The sequence below is a fragment of the Sphingobacterium sp. UBA7038 genome (assembly GCF_002494055.1).
Lineage (GTDB): Bacteria > Bacteroidota > Bacteroidia > Sphingobacteriales > Sphingobacteriaceae > Sphingobacterium > Sphingobacterium multivorum.
This window is the reverse complement of the sequence record NZ_DLAV01000030.1, coordinates 13,522-38,399: the sequence shown is the minus strand read 5'-3', so window position 1 is coordinate 38,399 and position 24,878 is coordinate 13,522. Positions and strand designations below refer to the sequence as shown.

The window sequence follows — 24,878 nt, the reverse complement described above, 5'->3', positions numbered from 1 at the left end:
TAGAGAGAGAAGGACACACTAGAATTTGGTGACTTCGGCTTATCATTCCCATATCAAGTAGGGTAGAATTTAGCACCTTGTCAAGGGACAGGTTGCTAAGGCTTCATCGGGTCTATTCCCTCTGCCTTTCTCTATAAGCGACGCTAAGTTAGAACATTTCTTTTTGAAATGCAAATTTTTTATAAAAGTGCGTCAATTTTTTATATTCTACTAAGGATGAAATTGTTTTGTTCTTTTATTTTCATCCACGAATTCGAGTAAGTCACGCTTGAATACGTGTGTAGCATAAAAAGGGGAATGACTATATTTTTCATTCCCCTTTTTTTAGCTGACCAAAAGTTTGTAACCTTTTCCGTGCACATTGACAATTTCAACTTTGCTATCTTCTTTTAGATATTTACGAAGTTTACTGAGAAATACATCCATACTTCTACCCGTAAAATAGTTATCATCATGCCATATTTTTAACAACGCTTCTTCCCGGGTCAGCACATCATTTTTCTTTAAGCAAAGCAAGCGGAGTAGTTCAGCTTCTTTCGTGGAGAGTTTTTGCATCTGTCCTTTGTAAGAAATCTGCTGACTTGTATAATCAAAGAAATAATCGCCAATTTCAAATTTATCCGCAACCACTTCTTCTTCTTTGTCTCGAACACTGCGTTTCAGCAAAGCATTGATGCGGAGCAATAATTCTTCCACTCGAAAAGGCTTGGTGATATAATCATCTCCTCCTAGCTCAAAGGCTTCGGTCTTATCTTCCATCATCCCCTTTGCTGTGGCAAAGATAATAGGAACAGTATTGTTTGTTTTTCTGATTTCACGTCCAACTGTAAATCCGTCCTTTTTTGGCATCATGACATCAAAAATACAAAGGTCGTAGTTATTTTTTTTGAATTGAGAAATCGCTTCATCTCCATCCGTGCATAATGTGACGTCAAATTTTCCCTTTAATTCGAGATAGTCTTTTAAAAGATCCCCCAAATTAGGATCATCTTCTGCTAATAATATCTTTTGCATAATGAATATATTAATTTTCACCAATGTCCCTTGATGCTGATAAATCAGCCTTCCTCAACCTTTGAAATTTTTTAAAGAGGAAATATACAAAAAAGGAACGTTTTATTTTTTAATAGGCAAAATTACTTCAAAGGTCGTGCCTTTATCTTTTTCACTTTTAACTGTAATTTTTCCGTTCAGCCTTCTCAGAATGTCCTGTACATAACTTAAGCCAAGGCCAAATCCTTTGACATTATGAACATTCCCAGTTGGAATACGGTAAAACTGGTCGAAAATCTTTTGCAGGTGATCCCGGCTCATCCCAATACCATTGTCGGCTATGGTGACAACAATGGTGTCGCCAACATTTTTTGAATTGATGTTGACATGTAAATCTCCTTTGCTGTACTTGATGGCATTATCCAAAAGATTGTAAAATACATTGGAAAAATGTAACTCATCACCAACGACAACATCCTTGGTCGCTGCAAGATCTATACTGAATTTCCCGCCAATATTTTGCATCCGTAGCTGCATACTGTCCGTTACTGCCGAAACAAGATCATTGATGCATACTTCTACCTGGTCGAGTTTTAGCGTTTCTTTTTCTAGTCTTGCCAAATCGAGCACACGTTCAATATGATTTCCGAGTCTAACATTTTCGTCGTAGATGATATTAGCCAATTTCTGAACGCGCTTGTGGTCGGCATTGATGTCTGGATCTTTAAGTGACTCACTGGCAATCATAATTGTTGCAACAGGTGTTTTAAACTCATGCGTCATGTTGTTGATGAAATCCGTCTTCATTTCCGAAACTTTCTTTTGTCTGAAGATGATAATCAGTGTATAAGCAAAACACCCCACCAACAAGAAAAGCAGTGCCAGCATGGGCAGCAACAGATAGCCCATATTATCGGCAATTATCGCCTTTTTATTGGGGAAATAGATGGTTAATTTTCCTGGCGCAGCACCGATATCACCTTTAAAAAGTGCCGTTGAGTATTTGGTTGTATTTGTTGGGTTATTTAAAGCGGCTTCGTTTAAAATATTATTTAGTAATATATTGTTTGTGCTCCATATTTCAATATTGAAAGGAGCTTTAATGTCGCGTTGAGCCAACTCCTCTTTGATAAGTTCTTGAACGATGATCACATTCAATCGATCCTTTAATGGACGTTTAGCAAGCTCCATTCCAATAGCAATATCTTCGATGTAGTCTGCTTTTTTGCCGCCCAGCATGGCAACGGAATCATATACATTAAAGCCACTCCACGCGTTTTTTCTGTTGAGGATATCCAATCTTTTTTCCAAATCAGAAATTGTTTTCGCAAGTTTCGCATTCTCTCTTGGAGGTAATGTGGCTACCCGGAATTTTGTTTGTTGATTGACCAGTGGGTCCATTAGGGGGATAACAAACCGCGTGCTATCGTCCTTCCCATTGATCTGATCATCTACCTTTGAAGCATTTAACATGATAAAAGCCTGTACCAAATTATCGTCGGTAAGCTCATTTGAAACAGAAAATTTGATAAATTTCTGGTACTCCGGTCTTTTGATGTATGTTTCGTAGAATGAATTTTTGATTTCAATTACATTTGGATACAATGCACGTAATTGGTCTTCTTGCTCTTTAAAGTTTGAGAAAACAACATGTTGTTTGTTTTTTAATTCTTCAATTCTATACTGTATTTCGAGTTGCTCGGCCAAAAGACGTTGTTTGGCCTGTTCCTGCTTGGATTTTTCAATGTTACGCTCCTGTTGAACCTTAGCGAAGTCAACTACCTCCCGTCGTTCAAGCTTACCGGCAACAGCTGTAATCGCAGCATTGACGGACTCATCAAATAATTGAGACTTTTGGCGATAAGAATCTCTCAGAAAATAGAATTGCATGGCCAATACCCCAATTAGAGCGAGAGACATCAGTCCAATGATTAATACAATGCTATTTTTCTTCATTAGTATTGGGTATTAAATAAATGTATTTTGAATATATCAAAAAGTTTATAGCGCTCAGTTTATTTACCATTTGCGTATTCATCCCTTATGCCATGTGAGCGGCCATTTAAGGTGCGATAGCTCATTTTTTCTTAAATTGTTACAAATATAAAGATGCTAATGTGTTTTGTAGCTGTTTTAACAATGTTTAACAGCAATCTGTTTAAATATAGATGCTGTTCTTTGTAAATTAGTGAATAGAAATGGATTATGTGCTGAATTGCGCTGTGGACAAATTTTAATCTACGCGGTTGAGTCTAACTGCTGGAGAAGTGAATAAGCCGAATATGAGGCGTTCATTGGTACAATGAGTGCTCTTTAATAACTATATAAAGATGAAAAGCTACGTATTATTATTGGTATTGTCTTCCATAGGAACCATTGCTTTAGGACAAGTAAAGGTGAAACCGCAGATTCCTTTAATGGAGGAAAAAGAATCAAAGATGCCTGTCTTTAAATTGGATTCTTCAGATGAAAAGTATCATATGCCGATTAAGAAGCCAAATCGTGTGGACGGTCTAGCCCCAATGCCAGGAACGGAAAAAATGCCCAAAGGTGATGAGAAAGAAAACAATCTTCCTTTTAGGCGCTTGAATGATTCGCTAAAGGTGAAGGACTTTAAATTAAAAATCGACTCCTTGTATCCAAACAAGCAAAAAAAATAGCGTTCTAGATAGAACGCTATTTTTTTGCTTTAATCCTTATTGTCCATTATAGCTGGGAAACACGGATTGTATTTGTTTTACCTTTTTCGATTAACGGTGTCGAAGCTGTATTGATAATGATAGATCCAGGTTTAACGTAGTTATTTTTTACAATAAATTTGTTAACATCATGAATAGATCCATCTGTGCTTTCGAACTTGTCGTAGATAAAAGTTTTTACGCCCCAAAGTAGGCTGAGTTGTTTCAGCAATTTTTGTGTTCCTGTGAAAACTAAGATATCTACATTTGGTCTATAACTTGTAATTTCAAACGCTGTTGCACCAGATGATGTCAATACCGCAATTGCAGATGCATTTGTTTTTTGAGCAAGATAAACCGAAGATGCGCAAATCGCGTCCGGAATAAGTGTTCCGTCGTGGATTTCACTAACTTTCTCATTATAATAAGGATAAGAAGTTTGTTCCACGTGGATAATGATTTTGCTCATTGTTTCGATAACGATTTCAGGGAATTCACCAACTGAAGTCTCGCCACTTAACATCACAGCATCCGCTCCATCCAATACGGAGTTGGCTACGTCATTTACTTCAGCACGTGTAGGACGTGGTGTAGTGATCATACTTTCCAACATCTGTGTCGCAATGATTACCGGTTTTGAAAGATCTCTACATTTCTGTACGATGATCTTTTGAAGTCCTGGTACCTCTTCCATTGGAAGCTCAACGCCCAAGTCACCACGAGCAACCATAACAGCATCTGTAGCTTCGATAATGGCATCAATATTTTCAATCGCTTCCGGTTTTTCAACTTTTGCGATGACACGAGCATGGCTTCCTTTTGCCTCGATGATTTTTTTACATTGAAAAATATCTTCTGCCGAACGTACGAAAGACATCGCGATCCAGTCTGCACCATGATCCAGGGCAAAATTCAAGTTGTCTAAATCTTCTTCCGTCAACGATGGGATAGATACTTTGGTGTTCGGTAAGTTAACGCCTTTACGTGAAGTAAGGACACCTCCGTGTACAACATCACAGGTAACAGTATCTTTATGATTGGTCTCTAAAACACGAAGTTGAAGTTTTCCGTCATCAAGTAAAATGATTTCGTTGGCTTCAACATCGTTTGGAAAGTTTTCGTATGTAATGTAGATTCTGTTTTCGTCTCCGATGAGTTCTTGTGTTGTAATTTCAACTTTTGAACCATTCACGAGAATAGCTCCACCTTCTTTCATTTTTCCGATCCTAATTTTTGGACCTTGTAAATCGGCTAAGATGGCAACATTGAATCCTGTTTCATTATTTATTGCATTTATAGTTTCGATTACCTTAAGGTGATCTTCCTGGCTGCCATGAGAGAAATTCAACCGGCACACATCAACCCCTTTGGCAATCATGTTGGTCAAAACTTGTTTGTCTGCCGAGGCAGGGCCTAATGTTGCGACAATTTTAGTCCTTTTTTGAACTTTTTCCATCTGTTATTTTGTATTTTAAATGTTCTTCATTAATCACAACAAATAGCCTACTATATTGTTGTGTTTTGTCAAAACTAAATCGAATTAATTTAGATCTAAGTTGGGGTGTATTTGCTACACTAACCTACAGTTTGCTAAAATATGAGATTTTCTTTAGATTTCAATATTTTTGGTGATATTTCTTTTGCAATGACGACTTCGGGTAATTTGTTGATCCTTTTGATAATATGTTCCACGTCATCCTCACAGATGTAGTTTTTAATGATGATAAAAAAATCGAAGTGGGGGTTTTCCGGGATTAAATAAGTGCCTTCGATGCTCTTATTGTTGATCAAGAAATATTCGGTGTCGGCATCGGCGATAAGGTAATGAAAAGCAGTGAAGTGGTAGCTTATTTTTTTCTTTGGATCAAAGACAATGTGATATTCAAGCTCTTCTTCGGTTTTGTTTTTTTGTCGACCATCATGGTCGTACTTGCTTTCTTTTCCTCTGGAAAAATTCAGGTTAGTCTCCTTGTTGATGAAATGGCAGAGTCGGTAATCTTTCAACGAACAGGTGATGGCGAGTAGGGTAAAATCCAACTCTTCATTCATGTCCATATCCAATCTTGCTACTAACTTATTGACCACTTTAATGTTTAAATATATGTCCCTCTGCTAACGAAGGTACTAATAATTTTGAGGTAGGAATATACTTTTTGTGTAAAATTTGAGTTAATTAGCTGAGCGTTTGGAATACAAAATATTTTTTGTTATACTTGAACTAAGTTAATATAGAGTGGGTTAGCTAGTATAAGACGCGAATAAGTTCGGTCGCCTAACATGGTGACTTTCATCTAAATATCAATTTAGGTTTGAATTTTGATGAAATTTATTTTTCTTTGCACAGATTTATTAAACAATTAAACTATAAAATCATGTCAGATATCGCTTCAAGAGTAAAAGCAATTATCGTTGAAAAATTAGGTGTTGACGAAAACGAAGTAACACCAGAAGCTTCATTCACTAATGATTTAGGTGCTGATTCACTTGACACTGTTGAGTTGATCATGGAGTTTGAAAAAGAATTCAACGTTGCTATTCCTGATGATCAAGCAGAGACTATTGGTACTGTTGGTCAAGCAATCGCTTATTTAGAAAAAAACGTTAACTAACTAATTTAATTAGGCTAATCGTAATAAATGGAGCTTAAAAGAGTAGTAGTAACAGGATTAGGCGCCCTTACACCAATTGGTAATACCGTCTCAGCTTACTGGGAGGCGTTAATAAATGGTGTAAGCGGAGCTGCTCCTATTACGCATTTTGATGCGTCAAAATTCAAGACTCAGTTTGCATGTGAGGTAAAGGGGTTTGATCCGCATGAATTTATGGATCGAAAGGAAGCTCGTAAAGTCGATCCTTTTGTCCAGTATGCAATTGCGTCAACAGATGAGGCAATTAAAGATGCTGGCTTAGATTTTGAAAAATTAGATACAAATCGTATCGGAGTAATTTGGGGATCAGGAATTGGAGGTTTAACAACTTTCACTGAAGAAGTTGCAAACTTTGCAAAGGGAGATGGAACACCTCGTTTCAATCCTTTCTTCATTCCTAAGATGCTCGTTGATATTGCTCCAGGACATATTTCAATGCGTCATGGTCTACGTGGCCCTAACTTTTCTGCCGTATCGGCTTGTGCCTCGGCTACCAATGCAATGATAGATGCTTTTAACTATATTCGTATGGGCAAAGCTGATGTGATTGTTACAGGTGGATCAGAAGCTACAGTCAATGAAGCTGGAATTGGTGGGTTCAATGCTATGCATGCGTTGTCAACCCGGAATGATGATCCTAAAACAGCATCACGTCCTTTTGATAAAGACAGAGACGGTTTTGTTTCGGGAGAGGGTTCGGGTGCATTGATCTTAGAAAGTTTGGAGCATGCCTTAGCACGTGGAGCAAAAATCTATGCAGAGATTGCAGGGGGTGGAATGAGTGCAGATGCACATCACATCACAGCCTCGCATCCTGAAGGATTGGGCGCAAAACTGGCTATGACAATGGCTGTAAATGATGCAGAGATGGATTTTTCAGATATTGATTATATCAATGTTCATGGAACATCTACACCGGTCGGTGATATTAGTGAAACGAAGGCTATTGTTGACCTGTTTGGTGAACACGCTTATAAATTGAATATCAGTTCAACTAAATCAATGACAGGGCACCTTTTGGGTGCTGCAGGGGCTATTGAAACTATCGCTTCTATATTGGCTGTTCAAAATGATATTGTCCCTCCGACAATCAATCACTTTACAGACGATCCGGAAATTGATAACAACTTGAATTTTACATTCAACAAAGCGCAAAAACGTATCGTTAATGCCGCTTTGAGCAACACATTCGGTTTCGGTGGGCATAATGCTACCGTTATTGTGAAAAAATATAAAGCTTAATGTTTGATCCTTCAAACATGGTTTGATAATATGAGCTAGCGACAGGTTCTTTAACTAGGACTTGTCGCCTTATTTTTAGAAGAGATGCCTTTTGCAAGGATATATAAATTATATTTTTCGCCAGATCGGGAATACGTTAGAAAACTAAAAAACCTGCTAGGATTTGTTCCCGGAAATGTACATCTGTACAAGATGGCGTTTAGACACAAGTCTGTCGCCGTTACAATTAAAGAGGGCGCAAAAAATAGCAACGAACGTTTAGAATTCTTAGGTGATGCTGTTTTGGGTTCGGTTGTGGCTGAACTGTTATTTAAGAAATATCCTTATAAAGACGAAGGGTTCCTGACTGAAATGCGCTCAAAAATTGTCAGTAGAGCAAATCTAAACCAGCTTTCCAGAAAGTTGGGGTTTAATGAGCTTATCCAGTTTGATGCGCGAATGATCAGTTTTCCAAATAAACAAGGATCTTTATTGGGTGATGCTTTTGAGGCATTGATTGGGGCAGTTTATCTAGATAGGGGCTATGTTTTTACCAAGAGCTTTTTGTTGAATCGAATTATTAAACCGCACGTCGATATTCACCTATTGGAACAGACGGAAACAAACTTTAAAAGTCGGTTGATCGAGTGGTGTCAACATACTGGCAAAGAGATTGTATTTCGGCAAACAGACAACCCGGAAGGGGAATCTTCTAAGATGTTTAGTATTGAAGCGGTCGTGGATGGTATTGTTTGTGGACTTGGCCGTGATTTTAATAAGAAGTCTGCCGAGAAATCTGCCGCCGAAAAAGCCTGTGAATTCCTTAAAATTCTGGAAGTAGAATAAAGGATTTTATTAACTTTGCCAAATATGGCAGTAGTAAAACCTTCTTTGGCAAAAGGAACGCGTGATTTTTCGCCTTCCGAAATGATCAAACGCAACTATATTTTCGATACACTGAAAACGGTATTCAGAAAATATGGCTATAATGAAATACAGACCCCTTCATTTGAAAATTTGACGACCCTCACCGGTAAATACGGCGACGAGGGTGATAAATTGATCTTTAAGATTCTTAATTCGGGTGACTACCTGACAAAAGCGCCCGACAGCCTGCTTCACGATAAAAATTCCAATAAGCTCATTCCGCATATAACCGAGAAAGCACTAAGATATGATCTTACGGTGCCCTTTGCGCGCTATGTTGTGATGCACCAAAATGATATTACTTTACCGTTTAAGCGCTTTCAGGTGCAACCTGTATGGCGTGCAGATCGTCCGCAGCGCGGAAGATACCGCGAGTTTTACCAATGTGATGTCGACGTTGTCGGGTCAGAAAGTCTATTGAATGAAGCGGAGTTTATTTTGATTTATCAAGAAGCCTTCGAACGGTTTGGACTGAAAGATTTTAATATCAAAATCAACAACAGGAAAATTCTTTCGGGTATTGCTGAAATCATCGGCAAACCGGAGCTGATCGTAGACATGACTGTCGCGATCGATAAATTGGATAAAATCGGGTTGGAAGGTGTCAACAAAGAACTGTTGGAAAGGGGTTTTACAGAAGCAGATCTTGCTATTTTGAAACCTATAATTTTATTGGAAGGCTCAAATGATGAGAAACTTGCTTCCTTAAAAGCGATTTTAGCAACTTCTTCTGTCGGCTTAAATGGTATTGCAGAGATTGAGGATGTGTTTGACTATGTGGCCAAATTAGGTGCTGAAGAAAAGTTGCTTCATCAAATTATAGATCTGGATATTACATTGGCCCGAGGTCTCAATTATTATACGGGCTGTATCTTTGAGGTCAAGACGAATGAGGTTGCCATGGGAAGTATCGGTGGAGGTGGCCGCTACGATGATCTTACAGGAATGTTTGGTTTGAAGGGACTGACCGGTGTCGGCGTTTCCTTTGGTGCAGACCGCATTTATGATGTGCTGGAAGAGTTGAACTTATTTCCTGCTGGGAAAGCTGATTCTACCAAGCTCCTGATCATCAATTTTGACAAACAGCTGGAAAGTTATACCCTGAGCTTACTCAACAAGCTTCGCAAGGAAAATATCGCTTCGGAACTCTATGCATCTCCTGTAAAATTGAAAAAACAAATGGGTTATGCGGATGGGAAGGGTATTCCCTACGTGTTATTAGTCGGTGAAGAGGAGGCTGCATCGGGGCAATTGTCCTTAAAGGACATGGAAAGCGGGGAGCAGGTAAAGGTAACTGAAAGTGAGCTGATCCAAAAACTTCGATAGCAAACAGTTTGCATAAAATAGATTAAGCCAAATGATTATTAAGTTCTTTGGCTTTTTTATTTTCATAAGTTTTTGATTTATTTGATTGTGCCGTTCATTTATTTGTAATCAAATGCTATATACTTTAAATCAAATGTCTTAGAAGTGTCTTAAAGTATAAATAAAATTGATTTTTGGGCAAGGAAATTCGTCCAAAATTATTAGATTTGTAGTCTAGAATAGTAAGAAAATCAAAACTTTGAAATGAGTTCAACACCTATAACAAAAGAGACATATTTGGAGTGGTATAAGTCTATGTTACTTATGCGTAAGTTTGAAGAAAAAGCAGGTCAACTTTACGGACAGCAAAAGATTCGTGGTTTCTGTCACTTGTACATAGGACAAGAGGCTGTAGTCGCTGGAACGATGTCAGTAATCAAACCTGAGGATTCTCTAATCACTGCTTATCGTGATCACGCCCACGCTTTGGCTAAAGGCGTTTCTGCAAATGCTTGTATGGCTGAATTATATGGAAAGATCACTGGTTGTTCAAAAGGTAAAGGAGGTTCTATGCACTTCTTCTCCAAAGAGCACAAATTCATGGGTGGCCATGGTATTGTTGGAGGTCAGATTCCTTTAGGTGCTGGTATCGCATTTGCTGAAAAATATCTTGGTACAGATAATGTAAATATCTGTTATATGGGTGATGGAGCTGTGCGTCAAGGTGCATTCAATGAGACATTGAACATGGCGATGTTGTGGAAACTCCCTGTTATCTTCGTATGTGAAAACAACGGTTATGCAATGGGTACTTCTGTACAACGTACAACGAACATGCAGGATATTTACAAAATGGGCTTAGGTTTCGATATGCCTTCTGCTCCGGTTGATGGAATGGATGTTGTTGCTGTACACAATGCGATGGACGAAGCTGTTCAACGTGCTCGTGCAGGTGAAGGTCCAACGTTCTTAGAAATTCGTACATACCGTTACAAAGGACACTCAATGTCTGATCCGGCTAAATATCGTACGAAAGAAGAGCTTGAAGCGTATAAAGACCGTGATCCATTGTTGTCGACTAAACATGCTATTTTAGAAAACAACTATGCGGATGACGCTTGGTTTGCAGAGGTTGAGGCTGATGTGAAAAAGGTCGTTGAAGAGTCTGTAAAATTTGCAGAGGAATCTCCTTATCCAACTGCAGATGAATTGTACAAAGATGTATATGTACAACAAGACTATCCATTTATTTTAGATTAATACTCTTTAACTTGATAATATAATAAAGAATGGCTGAAGTAGTAAGAATGCCGAAAATGAGCGATACAATGACCGAAGGGGTCATCGCGAAATGGCACAAAAAAGTTGGTGATAAAGTAAATTCTGGTGATTTAGTAGCTGAGATTGAAACAGATAAAGCTACAATGGACTTTGAGTCTTACCAAGAAGGAACTCTTTTATATATTGGTCCTAAAGAAGGCGAAGCAGTAGCTATTGATGCTGTTATTGCTGTTTTAGGTGAGCCAGGTGAAGATTTTCAAGCATTGTTGAGCGGTGATGCGCCTGCAGCTGAAAAAGCACCGGAAAAAACAGAAGAAAAAAAAGCAGAAGAAGTTTCTGGTCCAGAATCTTCGGCTAGTACTGTAACTCCTGAGGAATTGGGATGTACGGTAATTACAATGCCTTTGTTAAGTGATACCATGAAAGAGGGTGTCATTGCGCAATGGAACTTCAAAGTTGGTGATACGATTAAATCTGACGATGCTATTGCTGATGTAGAAACTGATAAAGCGACAATGGAAGTTACAGCTTATGCTGATGGTACTTTATTATATGTTGGCCTTGAAGCTGGACAAGCGGCAAAGGTTAACGACATCATCGCGATCGTTGGTCCTGCAGGAACTGATATCACACCTTTGTTAAATCAAAAATCTGCACCTGCAAAGGCAGAAACTGCTGAAGCTCCTAAAGCTGACTCAGCTGCTGCTGTAACTGCCGCACCGGTAGCATCGACTTCAAGCGATGATTCTCGTGTGAAAGCTTCTCCTTTAGCACGTAAAATTGCACAGGAGAAAGGTATCAACTTAAGTGATATCAAAGGTTCCGCAGATGGTGGCCGTATTGTGAAGAAAGACGTAGAATCATTTGTTCCTGTTGCTGCACAACCTGCGGAAACAAAAGCTGCAGCCGCTCCTGCAACAGAAGCAAAAGCAATCACTTTACCTACATTTGTTGGTGAAGAGCGTTATACTGAAAAACCAGTTAACCAAATGCGTAAAACTATTGCGCGTCGTCTAGCAGAGTCATTGTTTACAGCTCCACACTTCTATTTGACTGTATCAATTGACATGGACAATGCAATGGCTGCTCGTGCGCAGATTAATGAGGTTGCTCCAGTAAAAGTTTCTTTCAATGATATCGTTGTAAAAGCTGTTGCTGTTGCCTTGAAAAAACATCCTGCCGTAAACTCTTCATGGCAAGGTGATAAAATCCGTTTCAATGAGCATACCAACATTGGTGTTGCAATGGCTGTTGAAGATGGTTTATTAGTCCCTGTTGTGCGTTTTGCAGATGGTAAATCATTGTCGCATATCTCTGCAGAGGTGAAAGACTTCGCTCAAAAAGCGAAAGCTAAAAAATTACAGCCTGCCGATTGGGAAGGATCTACATTTACAGTGTCCAACTTAGGTATGTTTGGAATTGACGAATTTACATCCATTATCAACTCACCAGATGGAGCAATCCTTTCTGTTGGTGCTATTCAAGCAGTTCCTGTTGTTAAAAACGGTGCTGTAGTTCCTGGTAATGTAATGAAAGTGACATTGGGTTGTGATCACCGCGTGGTCGATGGTGCAACTGGAGCTGCATTTTTGCAAACATTAAAATCTTTGGTTGAAAATCCAGTAAGATTATTAGCATAATCCTTTAGTTGAGGAATTAAAAGCCACTTTAGTAATAAGGTGGCTTTTTTTATGGCCTTAATTGGTTAATCTTATGATAGGGAAAAGTTTTTTTACCTATAGTTTTCCATCGTTATCCATTTGTTTGAAGTAAGCCCAGGTTGTCCGTTGCTAGAGTGAAAGAGACTGCGCACATAAAAAAGGTAACATATCCGATGAATATCAATTATTGTGGTGAAAAATTCGTTTTTTTATACTAAAATCTTCATTTTAGCATTATTATCAGTAGGCTGGTCCTTCTATTACGAGCTTCAATAATTTAATGTTGTTTAGAACAAAGGAAATAGGAGGTATTTATTGATAAACAATACATAAAACACAAAAATCCGGGAGACTTAGTATAGTGAAATTATTTTTTTTAAAGGGAATGGTCGCTCTTTTGATGGTATCTACAGTGGCTTGTAGTTCAAAAGAGAAAAAACAGAAGGAAGCAGCAATAGCGCAGGCAAAAGCAGATAGCACGAGACTCGTCTATAATCCAAATAATGCAGATCAGAAAATCGATGCTTTTATGAAAAACCTTCATTCAAAAGCTGCATTCAATGGGAACGTTCTTGTTGCTAAAGATGGGAAAATCTTATATCAGAATATATTCGGCTGGGCCAATTACTTAAAACGGGATAGTCTAAAAATAGATGACAAATTTGAACTCGCTTCAGTTTCTAAACCGTTAACAGCTGTCGGAATTTTGAAGTTAGTGGAGGCAGGAAAGCTACGTCTCGATCAAACGATCAATGACTTCTATCCGGATTTTCCTTATCCTGGTATTACCATAAAAATGTTATTGACACACCGCTCGGGATTACCTAATTACGTTTATTTTTCGGAGGAACATTGGCCTGATCGCAAGAAAGGAATGACAAATCAAGATGTGATGAAAATGCTGACCGAATTTAAGCCTAATCGCTATGGTGCGCCAGGAGGCCGTTTCTTTTACAATAATTCGAACTTTATGGTCTTAGGGGCCATTATTGAAAAGATATCAAAGCAAGATTATGCGACGTATATGAAAGATAGCGTATTCAATGTTGCCGGAATGACAAATACAGCCGCACTCTCTAAGGCCGTGTATGATAAAATTCCGACCAACGTTATCGGGCATGATAAGGTATGGCGAAGATCGGTGGTGCAAAATTTTCAGGATGGACCGCTTGGTGACAAAGGAATTTATAGTACAGTGCGTGACCTTTATCGTTTTGATCTGGCTTTGAGAGATGGACGATTGTTAAAGCAGTCAACATTGGATTCAGCATACCGAGGATATCCCGATGCCAAAAAAGGAATTTTTAGCTATGGTTATGGTTGGCGTACCTTTGAGCATGGTAATGATCATATCGTATACCATACAGGCTGGTGGCACGGTTTTAGACATATTTATGTAAGAGATTTAAAAAGAAACATTGTTATTGTTTTACTTTCTAATATGACCAATGGAAGCTTGGTCAAATTGGATGAGCTTTATAAAATCATGGGAATGCCGGTATTGCGTAAAAATGCCTATAGCAACCATGGTGATTTTATCATCGATGAGTAATTTTTGAGCGATGCTACTTTGAGAATTTAGATTATCTTCTTTATCCTATTGTAACGAGAAGGCAAAGAAGATAATCTACATGCCCTGAGTATGCATGCAACAGGTAAACACAAAAGATATAAAAAGGGATGAAAAAAACATTGATTTTAGGTGCTAGTACCAATCCTTCACGTTATTCGAATAAAGCCGCAAATATGTTGCATAAACATGGGCATGCTATCGTTAATATTGGCTTGAGTGGAGGAGAAGCCGCCGGAGTTCCTATTGAAAAGAAAGGTGATATCCATACAGATATTGATACGGTGACAATGTATCTTAGTGAGCCTAATCAGAAAGAATATTACGATTATATATTAGCGACGAAGCCAAAACGAATAATATTTAATCCTGGTGCGGAGAATTCAGCATTGGAACAGCTCGCTATGGAGCACGGTATTAAGACAGAAAGAGCCTGTACTCTTGTCTTGTTGAGTACAGGGCAGTTTTAGATTTTGGATTTATGAAGCAATTCAACCGATAGGTACTTCGTGATAAAATAATTTGTCAGACCCACGGTATTGCTGTCGAGATTTAGGCTTGACACTTTTATGTCACAATGTTCCTTCAATATTGCCATGGTATAAGAATTGATGGCTTGCTGTATCGGAATCGTGATCAGTTCATTTGCTTTTGCAATTTTCCCCCCCAATACGATCAATTCGGGGTTGAGGAGCTGTATCAAGGATGCAAATGCTTTCCCTAGATTTGTCCCTAGTTTTGAAATCTGGTTTATTGCAAATTGATCACCTTTGTTTGCAGCTTCAATAATATGCGTTGGTGTTAAATGTTGTAATTCATCGGGTTGCAATTCGTTTAATTTAGTCAGCTCTCCTTTCTGGATTTCCTGTTTCGCATTGTTGACTAAAGCAATTCCGGAAGCTACGGTTTCCAAACAACCTCTTTTCCCACAGTAGCATAGTTCGCCATTATCGATAAAGGGCATATGTCCCACTTCGCCGGAGTAGCCATCACGTCCCAGATAGACTTCGCCATTGGACACGATTCCTAAACCAATCCCCCAATCCATTAGGATAATTAAACTGTTTTTTGTGTTTTTTGCCAATCCAAATTTCAATTCAGCATAAGCAGCGCCTTTGACGTCATTGAGAATGAAGACTGGTTTTTTATATATGCGCTCAAAATAATTTGTTATGGATTGATTGTCGTCATGTAAAAAAGTCTCGTTGGTACCTTCTTCAGCGTTGATTAGCCCAGGCATACCAATGATAATCCCTGTTAGGTTCTCGATATCAACTGATTTATCGATAAGATATTGATCAACGATTTGTGTGATAGCGGCTAGATTTTCTCCATTGCGAGATAATTCATTATCCAGCTCAACAGTTTCAGCAATAATGTTCTGGTTGTTGTCCATTATGCTCATAGTGATAGAGAAACGTTGGAGCTCAATCGAAAGCACCTGAAACAATCCATCACATAGCTTATATAAATTGGGTTTACGTCCGCCAATAGATTCTCCTTTGTCAAATTGACGGATAAAATCATCTTCCAGCAACTCTGCAATGAGGCTATTCACCGTAGGCAGGCTTAAATAGAGGTTTTTTACAATGTCATTTACCGATACAGATCCTAATTCGGCTATTAATTTTATAATGGAGATTTTATTGAACAGATTTTTCTTTTCAGGTTTACTCTCCAATTTTTTGTTAATCAGTAAGTTTACGGCTTTAGTCATAAAACATCATATTTTGAAATAGAATCCTCAGGGCTTTAATTTAGCAAAAGTTTTGGAATCATTGGTTATTTTTCTCACTTGACAAACAAGTAGGCTAATTAGCAAAAAGGGGATAAGATTCCTTATCCCCTTTCTACGTATAAGTTAAGACTATTTGAGTTTTTTTACTCGAATATCTTTAAAGAATACTTCGGTACCGTGTCCAAGGAACCCGATATGACCAGAGGTTCGTTTAAGTCCAGGATGTTGTTTGCCATCCAAGGTTCCGTTTTTGCTTGCCTCGGCGATATCCGCATCAACAATAACAGCGCCATTTAGTGTAACTTTGATACGATTTCCTTTCACGACTATTTCCTCGGAGTTCCATTCACCTACAGGTTTTAAATGACCTTTTTTGGCAGGAACAACACCATAAATCGAACCGTGATATTGGTATTGCTTCAAGTCTTTATAAACATCTGCGCCATCATCAAGTACCTGGATTTCCATTGCCTCATATGCGGCGTCCCCCTCTAGAGGAGCCCTTATTCCCACACCATTGTTGGCACCAGGGGTCAATTTGAAGTCGAAGCGATAAATGAAGTCTGCGTATTCTTCTTTTGTGTAGAGGTTTCCACCAAATTTTGCATTTGGATACACCCAGATATAACCTTCGTCATTGATGACATAGGCTTGGTTTTCTGTCCACTTGTCGAGGTTTGTTCCATCAAAAAGTACTTCAAAACCTTCTTTTTTCTCTTGATCGCTCAATTTAAAGATTTGCTTTCTTGGGAATTCCTTGATAAAAAGATCTCTATAATAAACAACTGAACCATGCGCTTGTAACTCAATTTGTTCGGTAGGGAAAATGGATTGGTTTCTATCCCAATAGTTTTCAAGAGGAATATTATCAGTTACTAACTGTCCATTTAACCAAACCGTGACTTTATCGTCTACCATTTTGATTTTAAACGTATTCCATTCGCCGGTAGCATTGTCGGCAACCTTCAATGGTTTGCTTTCATTTTTCTGGTTGTTATATAATCCACCAGAGCCAACTTGGGCACCGACTCTTGTATTCGCAATATCCCAAATCTGTACTTGTGGAGTACCTCTCAAGTAAATACCGGCATCACCTTCTATACCACCATAGTTCTCCAATTTCCAATCTACAAGCATTTCAAAATCGCCATATTTTTTTACGGTAGCCAGGTTATCTCCTTTACCACTGAAGGTAATTTCGCCATTGGATGCTGTCCAGCCTTTGCGCATGATGTCATCGGCTTTAGCTTGTTCTGCTGCTAAAGTTTTCTCGTTCATCTTACTACGTTTGATCGGATCCGCTACCAAACCTTTCCAGCCACTTAGGTCTTTACCATTGAACATCGAAACGTAACCCTCTTTGATGGGCATTTCAGCGAGATAGCGAACAACGGCTTCTTTAAGGTATCCACTTTCACTACCCGACAATTTACCGATTACCTGTTCAAGAACCTCTCTGACCTTTTTTCCATAGAACTTGTTGTCCATTGCAATGTTCATTGCTACATTGGCAGCAGTTCCGCCCAGTTGTGCATCGTTCATTAAGTCGGCGGCAAAAACTAAAGACTGGTATGTTCCTGTAGGTTGTAACACCGATAATGCTGCTTTTTTCTGATCTGCTGTTTTGGCAACGCTGAATGCATCTCTTAATAACAACGTTTTCTGTTCAGGCGTATTCGAAGAAGAAGAAATTGATTTAATTAATCCCCGGTATACCGTATTGAACAGATTATCGTCTTTTTCTGTTCGGGAAAGAGATACCAATTCTGGAAGTGCGTTGGAGGAAGACCAGCCAGCCAAAGATTCAATTGCTGCTGACCGTAGACTTGTATTATTATTGTTAAGGTATGCAGTTACAGCTTTCAATGACTGTGCGTCACCAAGCCCAGCAAAAATAGGGAAATATTTAGCGGTATTAGGCGCTGCTGATTTCGCTATATTAGTTGCTAGTTTTTCTGTTAATCCTTTTGAATTTGTGCTTGACTGAATCACATTGACAATGGCACGCTGCAATAGAACGGCAGATTTATTATCTGTCGTATTGTTTAGCCTATTGAATAGTTCTTCTAAATCCGACTCCTGGGCAACATTGGGAAGTGCTTTGTTGATCGCTTCTTCGACAGCAGGATTTGAACTCTTTATTGCTAATACAGCTTTGGATGACGCATTGTTGGAACGTTTACTTAAAATATCCAGTAATTGAATCTTTTTGTCGTCATCTACCGTGGCGAGCGCATTGTTGACATCGGTAACAACATTTGCATCTTTAGATGATAGGATCAACGCCTTTACCGAATTGTTGATCTGTTGATCTGTGTTGAGAGCCTGGATTAAAGTATTGGTTTCTTTTCCCTGTGATAGTGTATTTAGTGCACTTAATCCAGCTAATTTAGTTACTGGAGATTGTGTTTTATTTACTAACGCCTGGATTAGTTTTAAACTGCTTGCCGAACCATTGTGGGCTAAGTAGTTCAATACACTTTCTTGAACTTCAGGCGTACCCTTGCTTGCTAAAGCAAGCAAGCTTTTTGCGTCGCTGCCCTTTCCGTATTTTCCGAGTAATTGTAAAGCAATGTTACGGTAAGCACCATTATCGCTCTTAACTGCTGCTAATAAGTTCTTTTGTTGTTTCGCCGGGTCAAGAGTTGTCAATAATTTAAGCGATGCAATTTGACCGTTGATTGATTTGGCTTTTTGGGATTCTTGGAAAAATTTGTTCAGAAACTTGATTGCATCTTGATCATGCTTATTGTCGATCAATGCTTGGGCATAGTCGATACCAAGACCAACCGCATCAAATTTGTCGTAGCTGTAACCTGCAGCAGTTAGTTTTTCCTGGAACAGCGATTCAGAAGCTGTGCCACCTATTTTGCTTAATGCGATTAATGCTGTCCGTTGAAAACCGTCCGAATTATATTTTTTGGTCAATCCCAAAATAGCATTTTCAGCATTTTTATCCTTTAAATCTCCGAGTGCAGTAACTAAGGCAATAGCAGTTTTCTCTGTCGTTGACGCAGCTAAAGCTTTTTCTAATGCTGCTGTCGACTCAGGGGTACGAATAGATACCAGAGTTCTCGCTGCAGCATCGGCAAGATAATCGTTTGCCAAGCAATTTGCGACAGCGGGTATAGCGGTATTATCTGCACATTGACGTAATAGGCGTAGGGCAAAGACCTGATTTGTTGGTTCACTCAATTGCGAGATGGATTTTGCCAAACCTTCAACAAAAACTCTTTTATGCTGTTCTTTACCTGGTTGATTTACATAGAATGAATAGCTGTTTGCTGCAAATTCTATCGGAGCATTATTGCTTCCCGGTGCTTTAAGTCCCTTGAGGAAAGTGACAACGTCGTCAGACGAAAAACCTTCCAACTCATGCATGGCAAGCAAAAATTTTTCTTTTTCTTCGGCAGGCTGCTGTGCCAATACGTCTGCTATTTTGGTTGCAGTCGTTCTATTTTGTGGTTGCTGAGCGTAAGTTGCACTAGATATAAGAAGCAATACAGTCAGCGAATTGAATATTCTTTTCATTGGGATTTCTTTTTAAATAGACCAAGGGCCTCTCATTGGTTGGTGAATCAATCTATTTGCGGCGTCATCATTAATAAATAGCTCGTTTTGAGAGTCGTATTTTAATGATCTGTTTAGTCGCAATGCTGCTAACCCCATGTTGACCAAAGTACAAGAACGGTGTCCATTGATTTCATTCAGTGCAAACTTTTCTCTTGTGCGCACAGATTCCAGGAAGTCGGTAATCTGTGGTGCTGGTTCAGGATATTGTGCAAGTTTTCTTTCCAAATCTGGTATATCTGATTGAAACCCTCGATATAATTTACCTTTTGGACCTTCAATATAGGCTGCCTTTTCATCTTTCGCTTCACCATCTAGAATGATCTGACAACCATCGGCATAGGTAAATGTAATTCGTCTCCATGTGCCCACGGCATCCGGATGTTGCTGCGGAGCATCAACGTCAACAGTAACGGGACTTTCGTTGTCTTTTCCTAAGAAGTATTGAACAGGATCCATATAGTGTTGTCCCATATCTCCTAGGCCGCCGCCATCATAATCCCAATATCCTCTAAAGGTCGTATGTACACGGTGCTTATTATAAGGTTTGTATGGTGCTGGGCCTAGCCAAAAATCGTAGTCAAGTTCCGCTGGTACTTTCTCTTCCGGTAGGTTTTCCTTTCCTACCCAATAAAATTTCCAGTCAAAGCCCGTATGTTTGCTTATCGTCACTTTCAAAGGCCAACCCAACATCCCTGTATCAACTAATTTTTTGATTTTGCTTACGGGAACATTCATTCCATAAAAATCATCCTTAAAACGAAACCAGGTATTTAAACGAAAGATATTACCATGCTGTGCAATGGCTTCTTTCACTTTTTTACCTTCACCGATAGTGCGTGTCATCGGTTTTTCACACCAGATATCTTTTCCTGCTTTTGCCGCTTCAATGGACATCAGTCCATGCCAATGTGGCGGAGTAGCAATATGTACGATATCTACTTCCGGAGATTTAATCAACTCCCTAAAGTCATGGTATTCCTTCACACCACCGCCTAAGTCTGCTTGTGCTGCCGCCAGATGGGTTTTGTCCACATCACAAATAGCTACTGTTTTAGTTCCGGCGTAGCCAAAGTGTCCACGCCCCATATTGCCGACACCAATTACACCTTTGGTTAGATGGTCGCTCGGAGCAAGATAGCCCTGTCCTCCGAGTACAAAGCGTGGTACAATAGAAAATGCCGCAGCACCGACCACGGATTTTTTTATGAAATCACGCCTTGATGAATTCTGTTCTTTCATTTTGGTTGGATTAGTTGTTTTATAATTGATCCACTATTAGGCTGTTAAAAATAACGGCATTGGATATTTAATCTTAAAAATAGATAAAAAACTGATAAATGTAAACTGATAACTAAAATTTTACTTATTGTTTATTTGTGTTTTATTAAAAAATAACAAAAGAATACTGTTGAATTCATTTCTTTCATATATAGTGTCCAATTTTTGCCTATGCCACGTCATTGTGTCTGCTAAATTGTTACATTTCAGCTTGGTAACCGACCTGTCGGATAGATTCGGAAAGCCCTACCGATCAATTTTTCTCAATCGTTTTCGTAAAAGAGGCTTGATTTCAGTCGAATAATCCAGCATCTTTATGGTCGCTCTGATAGCATTAAATCCTAATGATGAATCTAAGAATACTATTTTTACTCGTTTGCATCCTATGCCGGCCATTTGGAGGATCAGCTCAATTTAGAATTCCCGTGTTGGGTCATACGATCTATGAAGGTGTATTTACCGGAAATGGTCTACTGGGAACGATGACTTACTTAGCCGGCAAGAATTCAATGCGTGTGGATATTGGACGAACTGATGTTTATGATCATCGCGCGAATTCGGCCGATAAATTGTTTGATCAGGCGCGTATGTCGTTAGGTCATTTTGAAATGGAATTTGAAAGCCCTATTGTACAGGCACAAGGAGAAATTTATTTAAAAGATGCTTATGCAGAGGCGAAAGTCAGCACGGATAAGGGCATAATGAGAATTCGGACAACCACCTTATCGAATGACAATATTATCTTGCTGGAGGTATTTAAAAAAGATTTTAACGGGAATTACCAGCTTACATGGAAACCCGACGAAGCCATCAGCCCAAGGATGGGATTCAGCTATACGCAAAAACCGAAAAACTATCCGACAAATCCAAAAGGCAGTTTTGGTACACAAGGCGGAATTAAATATTTTGACCAGCCTCTCTTAGCGGGGGGAGGGTATGTAACGGCTTATTGGAGCAAATCTGATAAAGAAGTGGATACCTATTTAATTTCTGTAGATTATAGCCAGCATGGGACTGCTTATTTCAAAAAGGCGATTCATTATGTTCGGAATTTTAATGCGCAACAGTTAACGAAAGGACTGGCATCCCATCGCAAGTGGTGGACAAACTATTTTAAGGCATCGACGCTAGAATTGCCAGATACGGTTTATCAGCGATTTTATGATATGCAACTGTATAAGCTTGCCAGTGCAACAAGGTCAGATAAACCCGCCATGGATTTACAGGGGCCATGGACGAGTCCAACTCCTTGGCCAGCTTACTGGCTTAATCTTAATATGCAACTTGCTTATTCACCAGTTTTCAAAGCCAACCAGCTCGGTATTGCAAACTCGCTGATCCAGATGATTGATCGAAATAAAGATAATTTAAGACAGAATGTTCCCGAGCCTTATCGCTATAATAGTTTGGCTGTAGGTCGCTCCTCGGGACCAAGTTTATGGAGTCCGGTTCTTCTGGCAAAAAATGTTGCGCTGGAAGGCGCTTCCGATGGAGAAAAAGAATTGGGAAATCTCGTTTGGCTTCTGCATAGTTATTATCAGTATTATCGAGCGACCCTTTCTCAGGAAGTATATGATCGCTTGTTCCCGCTACTGAAGGAAGCTATAAATTATCATTTGCACTTATTGCAAAAGGACCAACAGGGTAAATACCATATCGGGGTGAAAACCTATTCACCGGAATACCCTAAAGGTTATGCTTATGATACAAATTATGATCTTTCCATTTTCAGGTGGGGACTCAAGACACTTATAGAGCTGGATCAAGAAAGAGGCGGCAAGGATAAACTTTATGCGGTCTGGAAAGACGTGTTAGCCAACTTGATTGATTATCCACAAGATGCCGATGGCTTTATGATCGCAAGAGACCTTCCCTATGGTGAGTCGCATCGTCATTATTCGCATCTCATGATGATTTATCCGTTTTACGACATAAACTGGGATCAGGCAAATAACCAAGCGCTTATTGAACGTTCTATTGCACATTGGCAGAGCCAAAAGCAATGGTTACAGGGCTATTCATTTACGGGTGCTGCCTCAATGTATGCCATGATGGGGAGAGGAGATTCGGCTTTGGCTTCGCTGGATGTTTTGTTACAGAAATATATTAAATCCAATACACTATATGCCGAAAGCGGTCCGGTGATAGAAACCCCACTCGCAGCGATGGCGAGTATTCAAGAACTGTGTATGCAGTATTGGAATGGCATATTACGTGTGTTTCCTGCAATTCCTTCTAAATGGAAGGATGTTTCCTTTACCAATTTTTTGACAGATGGTGGAAATCTCGTATCAGCGGAGCGTAAAAATGGAAAAACGGTCGGCATCCAAATCCGAAGTCAATATGGCGGTCGTCTACGTTTAAAATCCGATATCGGAACACCAGAGGTAAAAATACAGGGAAAAGGTACCTTTACTGTAGCGCAAGACGGAATAATTGATCTGCAGCTCGATAAGGGAGCAGTCGCTTTGATCAACGCACATGGATAATCGAGCTTAGAGAAAGGAAGACAGGAAAAGCTGGATAGGCAGATGCTTTGAACCCACGCTCCATATTAAAATGGAGAAAAGAGCTGATTATTTAACTATAGAATTGACGCGCTCATGCGCTGACCAAATAAAAATAAACGAATAAAAAATAATGAAATTAAAACAACTTTCTGTGTTATTATTGGCCGTTTTGGGCACTTCGACTGTCGTTCAGGCCCAAACAGCAAAACCGAATCTATCCAAAGAGTTCATTCAGCAACAGTTAGATGCTGCAGCAAAGCAAATAAAAGTCCTGGTGAATGAAACGCCGGCAGAAAAGTTTCCAAAAACTTTCGAAAATGGGAAAGAGGTATTTTCTTCATCCAGTTGGTGGTGTTCGGGCTTCTATCCGGGGACATTGCTGTATTTATATGAAGGCACCAAAGATGAGGGATTATTAAAGAAAGCAACTGAGAAATTGACGTATCTGGAGAAAGAAAAGAACAACAAGGGTACGCATGACTTAGGATTTATGTTATTCTGTAGTTTTGGAAATGCACTTCGTCTCACGGGAGATACGCAAAAGTATGAGCCGATACTCAGTACTGGTGCGAATTCCCTAGCATCTCGCTATAGTCCCGTTACCAAAACAATTCGTTCTTGGGATCACGGATCATGGCAATATCCTGTAATCATTGATAACATGATGAATTTGGAATTTTTGACACAGGTATCTAAAATGACTGGAGATAAAAAATTCTATGACATTGCGGTAGCTCATGCCGAAACAACCTTGAAAAATCACTTCAGAAAAGATTATAGTTCCTACCATGTGATCGATTATGATAAGAAGACTGGTAAGGCTATTGGAAAAAAAACACTTCAGGGTGCATTTGATGAATCGGCATGGTCAAGAGGGCAGGGATGGGCACTCTATGGTTATACGATGATGTATCGCGAAACCAAGAAGAAAGAATTTTTGAAGCAGGCACAGCAAATCGCAAAATATATCTTAAGTAACCCAAATATGCCTGCTGATCTGGTTCCTTACTGGGATTTTGATAAAGATAAAATTGCGCAGTCGGACAAAATGTATCCAAATAAGGACCTTCGGGATGTGTCGGCAGCGGCATTGTATGCATCGGCTTTATTAGAACTTTCGCAATACACAAAGGGAAGTGAGGCCGTGAACTATTTTAACAAAGCAGAAATTATTCTTAAAAACCTGTCGAAGGCGCCTTATCTTGCTCCTTATGGTCAAAATGGCGGTTACATTTTACAACATAGTGTTGGAGCGTTGCCATTGAATTCCGAAATCGATGTGCCTTTGACTTATGCAGATTATTACTATGTTGAAGCCTTGGTGCGTTATCAACGCCTATTGTCAGGAGAGCCAATGATCAAAGAGATCGCTAAATAGGACCATCAAAGAAAGCTTGTCGTTGATAAATTAACTCGTTTTAAGTACACAGGTATAGATAAAAAAAGAGATGTTAGAGACATCTCTTTTTTTATGGGATAGGATCTAGACTACTTT

18 protein-coding genes and 1 riboswitch are annotated in these 24,878 nt (G+C 39.2%); of the genes, 11 read left to right on the top strand and 7 right to left on the bottom strand.

Going from position 1 to position 24,878, the window contains the following annotated elements:
• Positions 1 to 36: 36 nt before the first annotated feature.
• Positions 37 to 140, bottom strand: a riboswitch (SAM riboswitch).
• Between the two features lie 184 nt (positions 141 to 324).
• On the bottom strand, positions 325 to 1,014 hold the full coding sequence (locus tag B3H30_RS19410; RefSeq protein WP_172840643.1) for a response regulator transcription factor: 690 nt from the start codon (positions 1,012 to 1,014) through the stop codon (positions 325 to 327).
• 102 nt (positions 1,015 to 1,116) lie between these two features.
• A complete protein-coding gene (locus tag B3H30_RS19405) occupies positions 1,117 to 2,949 on the bottom strand; it encodes a sensor histidine kinase (RefSeq protein ID WP_115047017.1) in 1,833 nt (610 codons plus the stop codon).
• A 374-nt stretch (positions 2,950 to 3,323) separates the two neighbouring features.
• Here B3H30_RS19405 and B3H30_RS19400 point away from each other — a divergent pair, with 374 nt between their 5' ends.
• Entirely contained in the window at positions 3,324 to 3,653 is a 330-nt protein-coding gene (locus B3H30_RS19400; RefSeq protein ID WP_070561571.1) for a hypothetical protein, read from the top strand.
• 46 nt (positions 3,654 to 3,699) lie between these two features.
• Here B3H30_RS19400 and pyk read toward each other — a convergent pair whose 3' ends face one another.
• On the bottom strand, positions 3,700 to 5,127 hold the full coding sequence (pyk, locus tag B3H30_RS19395; protein ID WP_286834802.1) for a pyruvate kinase: 1,428 nt from the start codon (positions 5,125 to 5,127) through the stop codon (positions 3,700 to 3,702).
• Between the two features lie 134 nt (positions 5,128 to 5,261).
• Positions 5,262 to 5,756, bottom strand: a complete 495-nt coding sequence (locus B3H30_RS19390; protein WP_236560104.1) for an IPExxxVDY family protein — start codon at positions 5,754 to 5,756, stop codon at positions 5,262 to 5,264.
• A 287-nt stretch (positions 5,757 to 6,043) separates the two neighbouring features.
• Here B3H30_RS19390 and B3H30_RS19385 point away from each other — a divergent pair, with 287 nt between their 5' ends.
• The 8 genes from B3H30_RS19385 (at position 6,044) to B3H30_RS19350 (ending at position 14,754) form a co-directional block, all read left to right on the top strand.
• Complete coding sequence (locus B3H30_RS19385) at positions 6,044 to 6,280, top strand: acyl carrier protein (protein ID WP_028070665.1); 237 nt, start codon at positions 6,044 to 6,046, stop codon at positions 6,278 to 6,280.
• A gap of 27 nt (positions 6,281 to 6,307) precedes the next feature.
• Positions 6,308 to 7,561: a beta-ketoacyl-ACP synthase II gene (fabF, locus tag B3H30_RS19380; RefSeq protein ID WP_046674847.1), complete on the top strand. Its 1,254-nt coding sequence runs from the start codon at positions 6,308 to 6,310 to the stop codon at positions 7,559 to 7,561.
• A gap of 84 nt (positions 7,562 to 7,645) precedes the next feature.
• A complete protein-coding gene (gene rnc, locus B3H30_RS19375; RefSeq protein ID WP_046674848.1) occupies positions 7,646 to 8,386 on the top strand; it encodes a ribonuclease III in 741 nt (246 codons plus the stop codon).
• A 24-nt stretch (positions 8,387 to 8,410) separates the two neighbouring features.
• Entirely contained in the window at positions 8,411 to 9,793 is a 1,383-nt protein-coding gene (gene hisS / locus B3H30_RS19370; protein ID WP_070561565.1) for a histidine--tRNA ligase, read from the top strand.
• Between the two features lie 243 nt (positions 9,794 to 10,036).
• Positions 10,037 to 11,032, top strand: a complete 996-nt coding sequence (pdhA, locus tag B3H30_RS19365; protein ID WP_046674850.1) for a pyruvate dehydrogenase (acetyl-transferring) E1 component subunit alpha — start codon at positions 10,037 to 10,039, stop codon at positions 11,030 to 11,032.
• A 29-nt stretch (positions 11,033 to 11,061) separates the two neighbouring features.
• Positions 11,062 to 12,693, top strand: a complete 1,632-nt coding sequence (locus B3H30_RS19360) for a pyruvate dehydrogenase complex dihydrolipoamide acetyltransferase (RefSeq protein WP_115047021.1) — start codon at positions 11,062 to 11,064, stop codon at positions 12,691 to 12,693.
• Positions 12,694 to 13,075: 382 nt separating this feature from the next.
• Positions 13,076 to 14,266, top strand: coding sequence for a serine hydrolase domain-containing protein (locus tag B3H30_RS19355; RefSeq protein WP_070561562.1), 1,191 nt, complete (start codon positions 13,076 to 13,078; stop codon positions 14,264 to 14,266).
• Positions 14,267 to 14,394: 128 nt separating this feature from the next.
• Positions 14,395 to 14,754: a CoA-binding protein gene (locus B3H30_RS19350; protein WP_070561561.1), complete on the top strand. Its 360-nt coding sequence runs from the start codon at positions 14,395 to 14,397 to the stop codon at positions 14,752 to 14,754.
• Here the strand turns inward: B3H30_RS19350 and B3H30_RS19345 are convergent.
• The 3 genes from B3H30_RS19345 to B3H30_RS19335 all read right to left on the bottom strand — a co-directional run bounded on the left by B3H30_RS19345 (position 14,751) and on the right by B3H30_RS19335 (position 20,834).
• On the bottom strand, positions 14,751 to 16,001 hold the full coding sequence (locus tag B3H30_RS19345; protein ID WP_046674854.1) for an ROK family transcriptional regulator: 1,251 nt from the start codon (positions 15,999 to 16,001) through the stop codon (positions 14,751 to 14,753). The two genes, B3H30_RS19350 and B3H30_RS19345, sit on opposite strands and share 4 nt — an antisense overlap.
• Before the next feature lie 150 nt (positions 16,002 to 16,151).
• Positions 16,152 to 19,553: a DUF1080 domain-containing protein gene (locus B3H30_RS19340; protein WP_286834801.1), complete on the bottom strand. Its 3,402-nt coding sequence runs from the start codon at positions 19,551 to 19,553 to the stop codon at positions 16,152 to 16,154.
• A gap of 12 nt (positions 19,554 to 19,565) precedes the next feature.
• The gene (locus B3H30_RS19335) at positions 19,566 to 20,834 is read right to left on the bottom strand and encodes a Gfo/Idh/MocA family oxidoreductase (RefSeq protein ID WP_046674856.1); all 1,269 of its coding nucleotides are present in this window, start codon (positions 20,832 to 20,834) and stop codon (positions 19,566 to 19,568) included.
• A 383-nt stretch (positions 20,835 to 21,217) separates the two neighbouring features.
• Between B3H30_RS19335 and B3H30_RS19330 the strand changes: the two genes are divergently transcribed.
• Positions 21,218 to 23,362, top strand: coding sequence for a glycosyl hydrolase family 95 catalytic domain-containing protein (locus B3H30_RS19330; RefSeq protein ID WP_286709451.1), 2,145 nt, complete (start codon positions 21,218 to 21,220; stop codon positions 23,360 to 23,362).
• A gap of 151 nt (positions 23,363 to 23,513) precedes the next feature.
• Positions 23,514 to 24,761, top strand: coding sequence for a glycoside hydrolase family 88 protein (locus B3H30_RS19325; protein WP_286834800.1), 1,248 nt, complete (start codon positions 23,514 to 23,516; stop codon positions 24,759 to 24,761).
• Positions 24,762 to 24,878 lie beyond the last annotated feature (117 nt).

Excerpts from the sequence above, each read along its gene's own strand:
- B3H30_RS19350 (WP_070561561.1), top strand. The coding sequence starts at position 14,395 with ATGAAAAAAACATTGATTTTAGGTGCTAGTACCAATCCTTCACGTTAT.
- B3H30_RS19325 (WP_286834800.1), top strand. The coding sequence starts at position 23,514 with ATGAAATTAAAACAACTTTCTGTGTTATTATTGGCCGTTTTGGGCACT.
- hisS (WP_070561565.1), top strand. The coding sequence starts at position 8,411 with ATGGCAGTAGTAAAACCTTCTTTGGCAAAAGGAACGCGTGATTTTTCG.
- pdhA (WP_046674850.1), top strand. The coding sequence starts at position 10,037 with ATGAGTTCAACACCTATAACAAAAGAGACATATTTGGAGTGGTATAAG.
- rnc (WP_046674848.1), top strand. The coding sequence starts at position 7,646 with ATGCCTTTTGCAAGGATATATAAATTATATTTTTCGCCAGATCGGGAA.
- pyk (WP_286834802.1), bottom strand. The coding sequence starts at position 5,127 with ATGGAAAAAGTTCAAAAAAGGACTAAAATTGTCGCAACATTAGGCCCT.
- B3H30_RS19340 (WP_286834801.1), bottom strand. The coding sequence starts at position 19,553 with ATGAAAAGAATATTCAATTCGCTGACTGTATTGCTTCTTATATCTAGT.
- B3H30_RS19335 (WP_046674856.1), bottom strand. The coding sequence starts at position 20,834 with ATGAAAGAACAGAATTCATCAAGGCGTGATTTCATAAAAAAATCCGTG.
- B3H30_RS19385 (WP_028070665.1), top strand. The coding sequence starts at position 6,044 with ATGTCAGATATCGCTTCAAGAGTAAAAGCAATTATCGTTGAAAAATTA.
- fabF (WP_046674847.1), top strand. The coding sequence starts at position 6,308 with ATGGAGCTTAAAAGAGTAGTAGTAACAGGATTAGGCGCCCTTACACCA.
- B3H30_RS19345 (WP_046674854.1), bottom strand. The coding sequence starts at position 16,001 with ATGACTAAAGCCGTAAACTTACTGATTAACAAAAAATTGGAGAGTAAA.
- B3H30_RS19405 (WP_115047017.1), bottom strand. The coding sequence starts at position 2,949 with ATGAAGAAAAATAGCATTGTATTAATCATTGGACTGATGTCTCTCGCT.
- B3H30_RS19400 (WP_070561571.1), top strand. The coding sequence starts at position 3,324 with ATGAAAAGCTACGTATTATTATTGGTATTGTCTTCCATAGGAACCATT.
- B3H30_RS19410 (WP_172840643.1), bottom strand. The coding sequence starts at position 1,014 with ATGCAAAAGATATTATTAGCAGAAGATGATCCTAATTTGGGGGATCTT.
- B3H30_RS19360 (WP_115047021.1), top strand. The coding sequence starts at position 11,062 with ATGGCTGAAGTAGTAAGAATGCCGAAAATGAGCGATACAATGACCGAA.
- B3H30_RS19330 (WP_286709451.1), top strand. The coding sequence starts at position 21,218 with ATGATGAATCTAAGAATACTATTTTTACTCGTTTGCATCCTATGCCGG.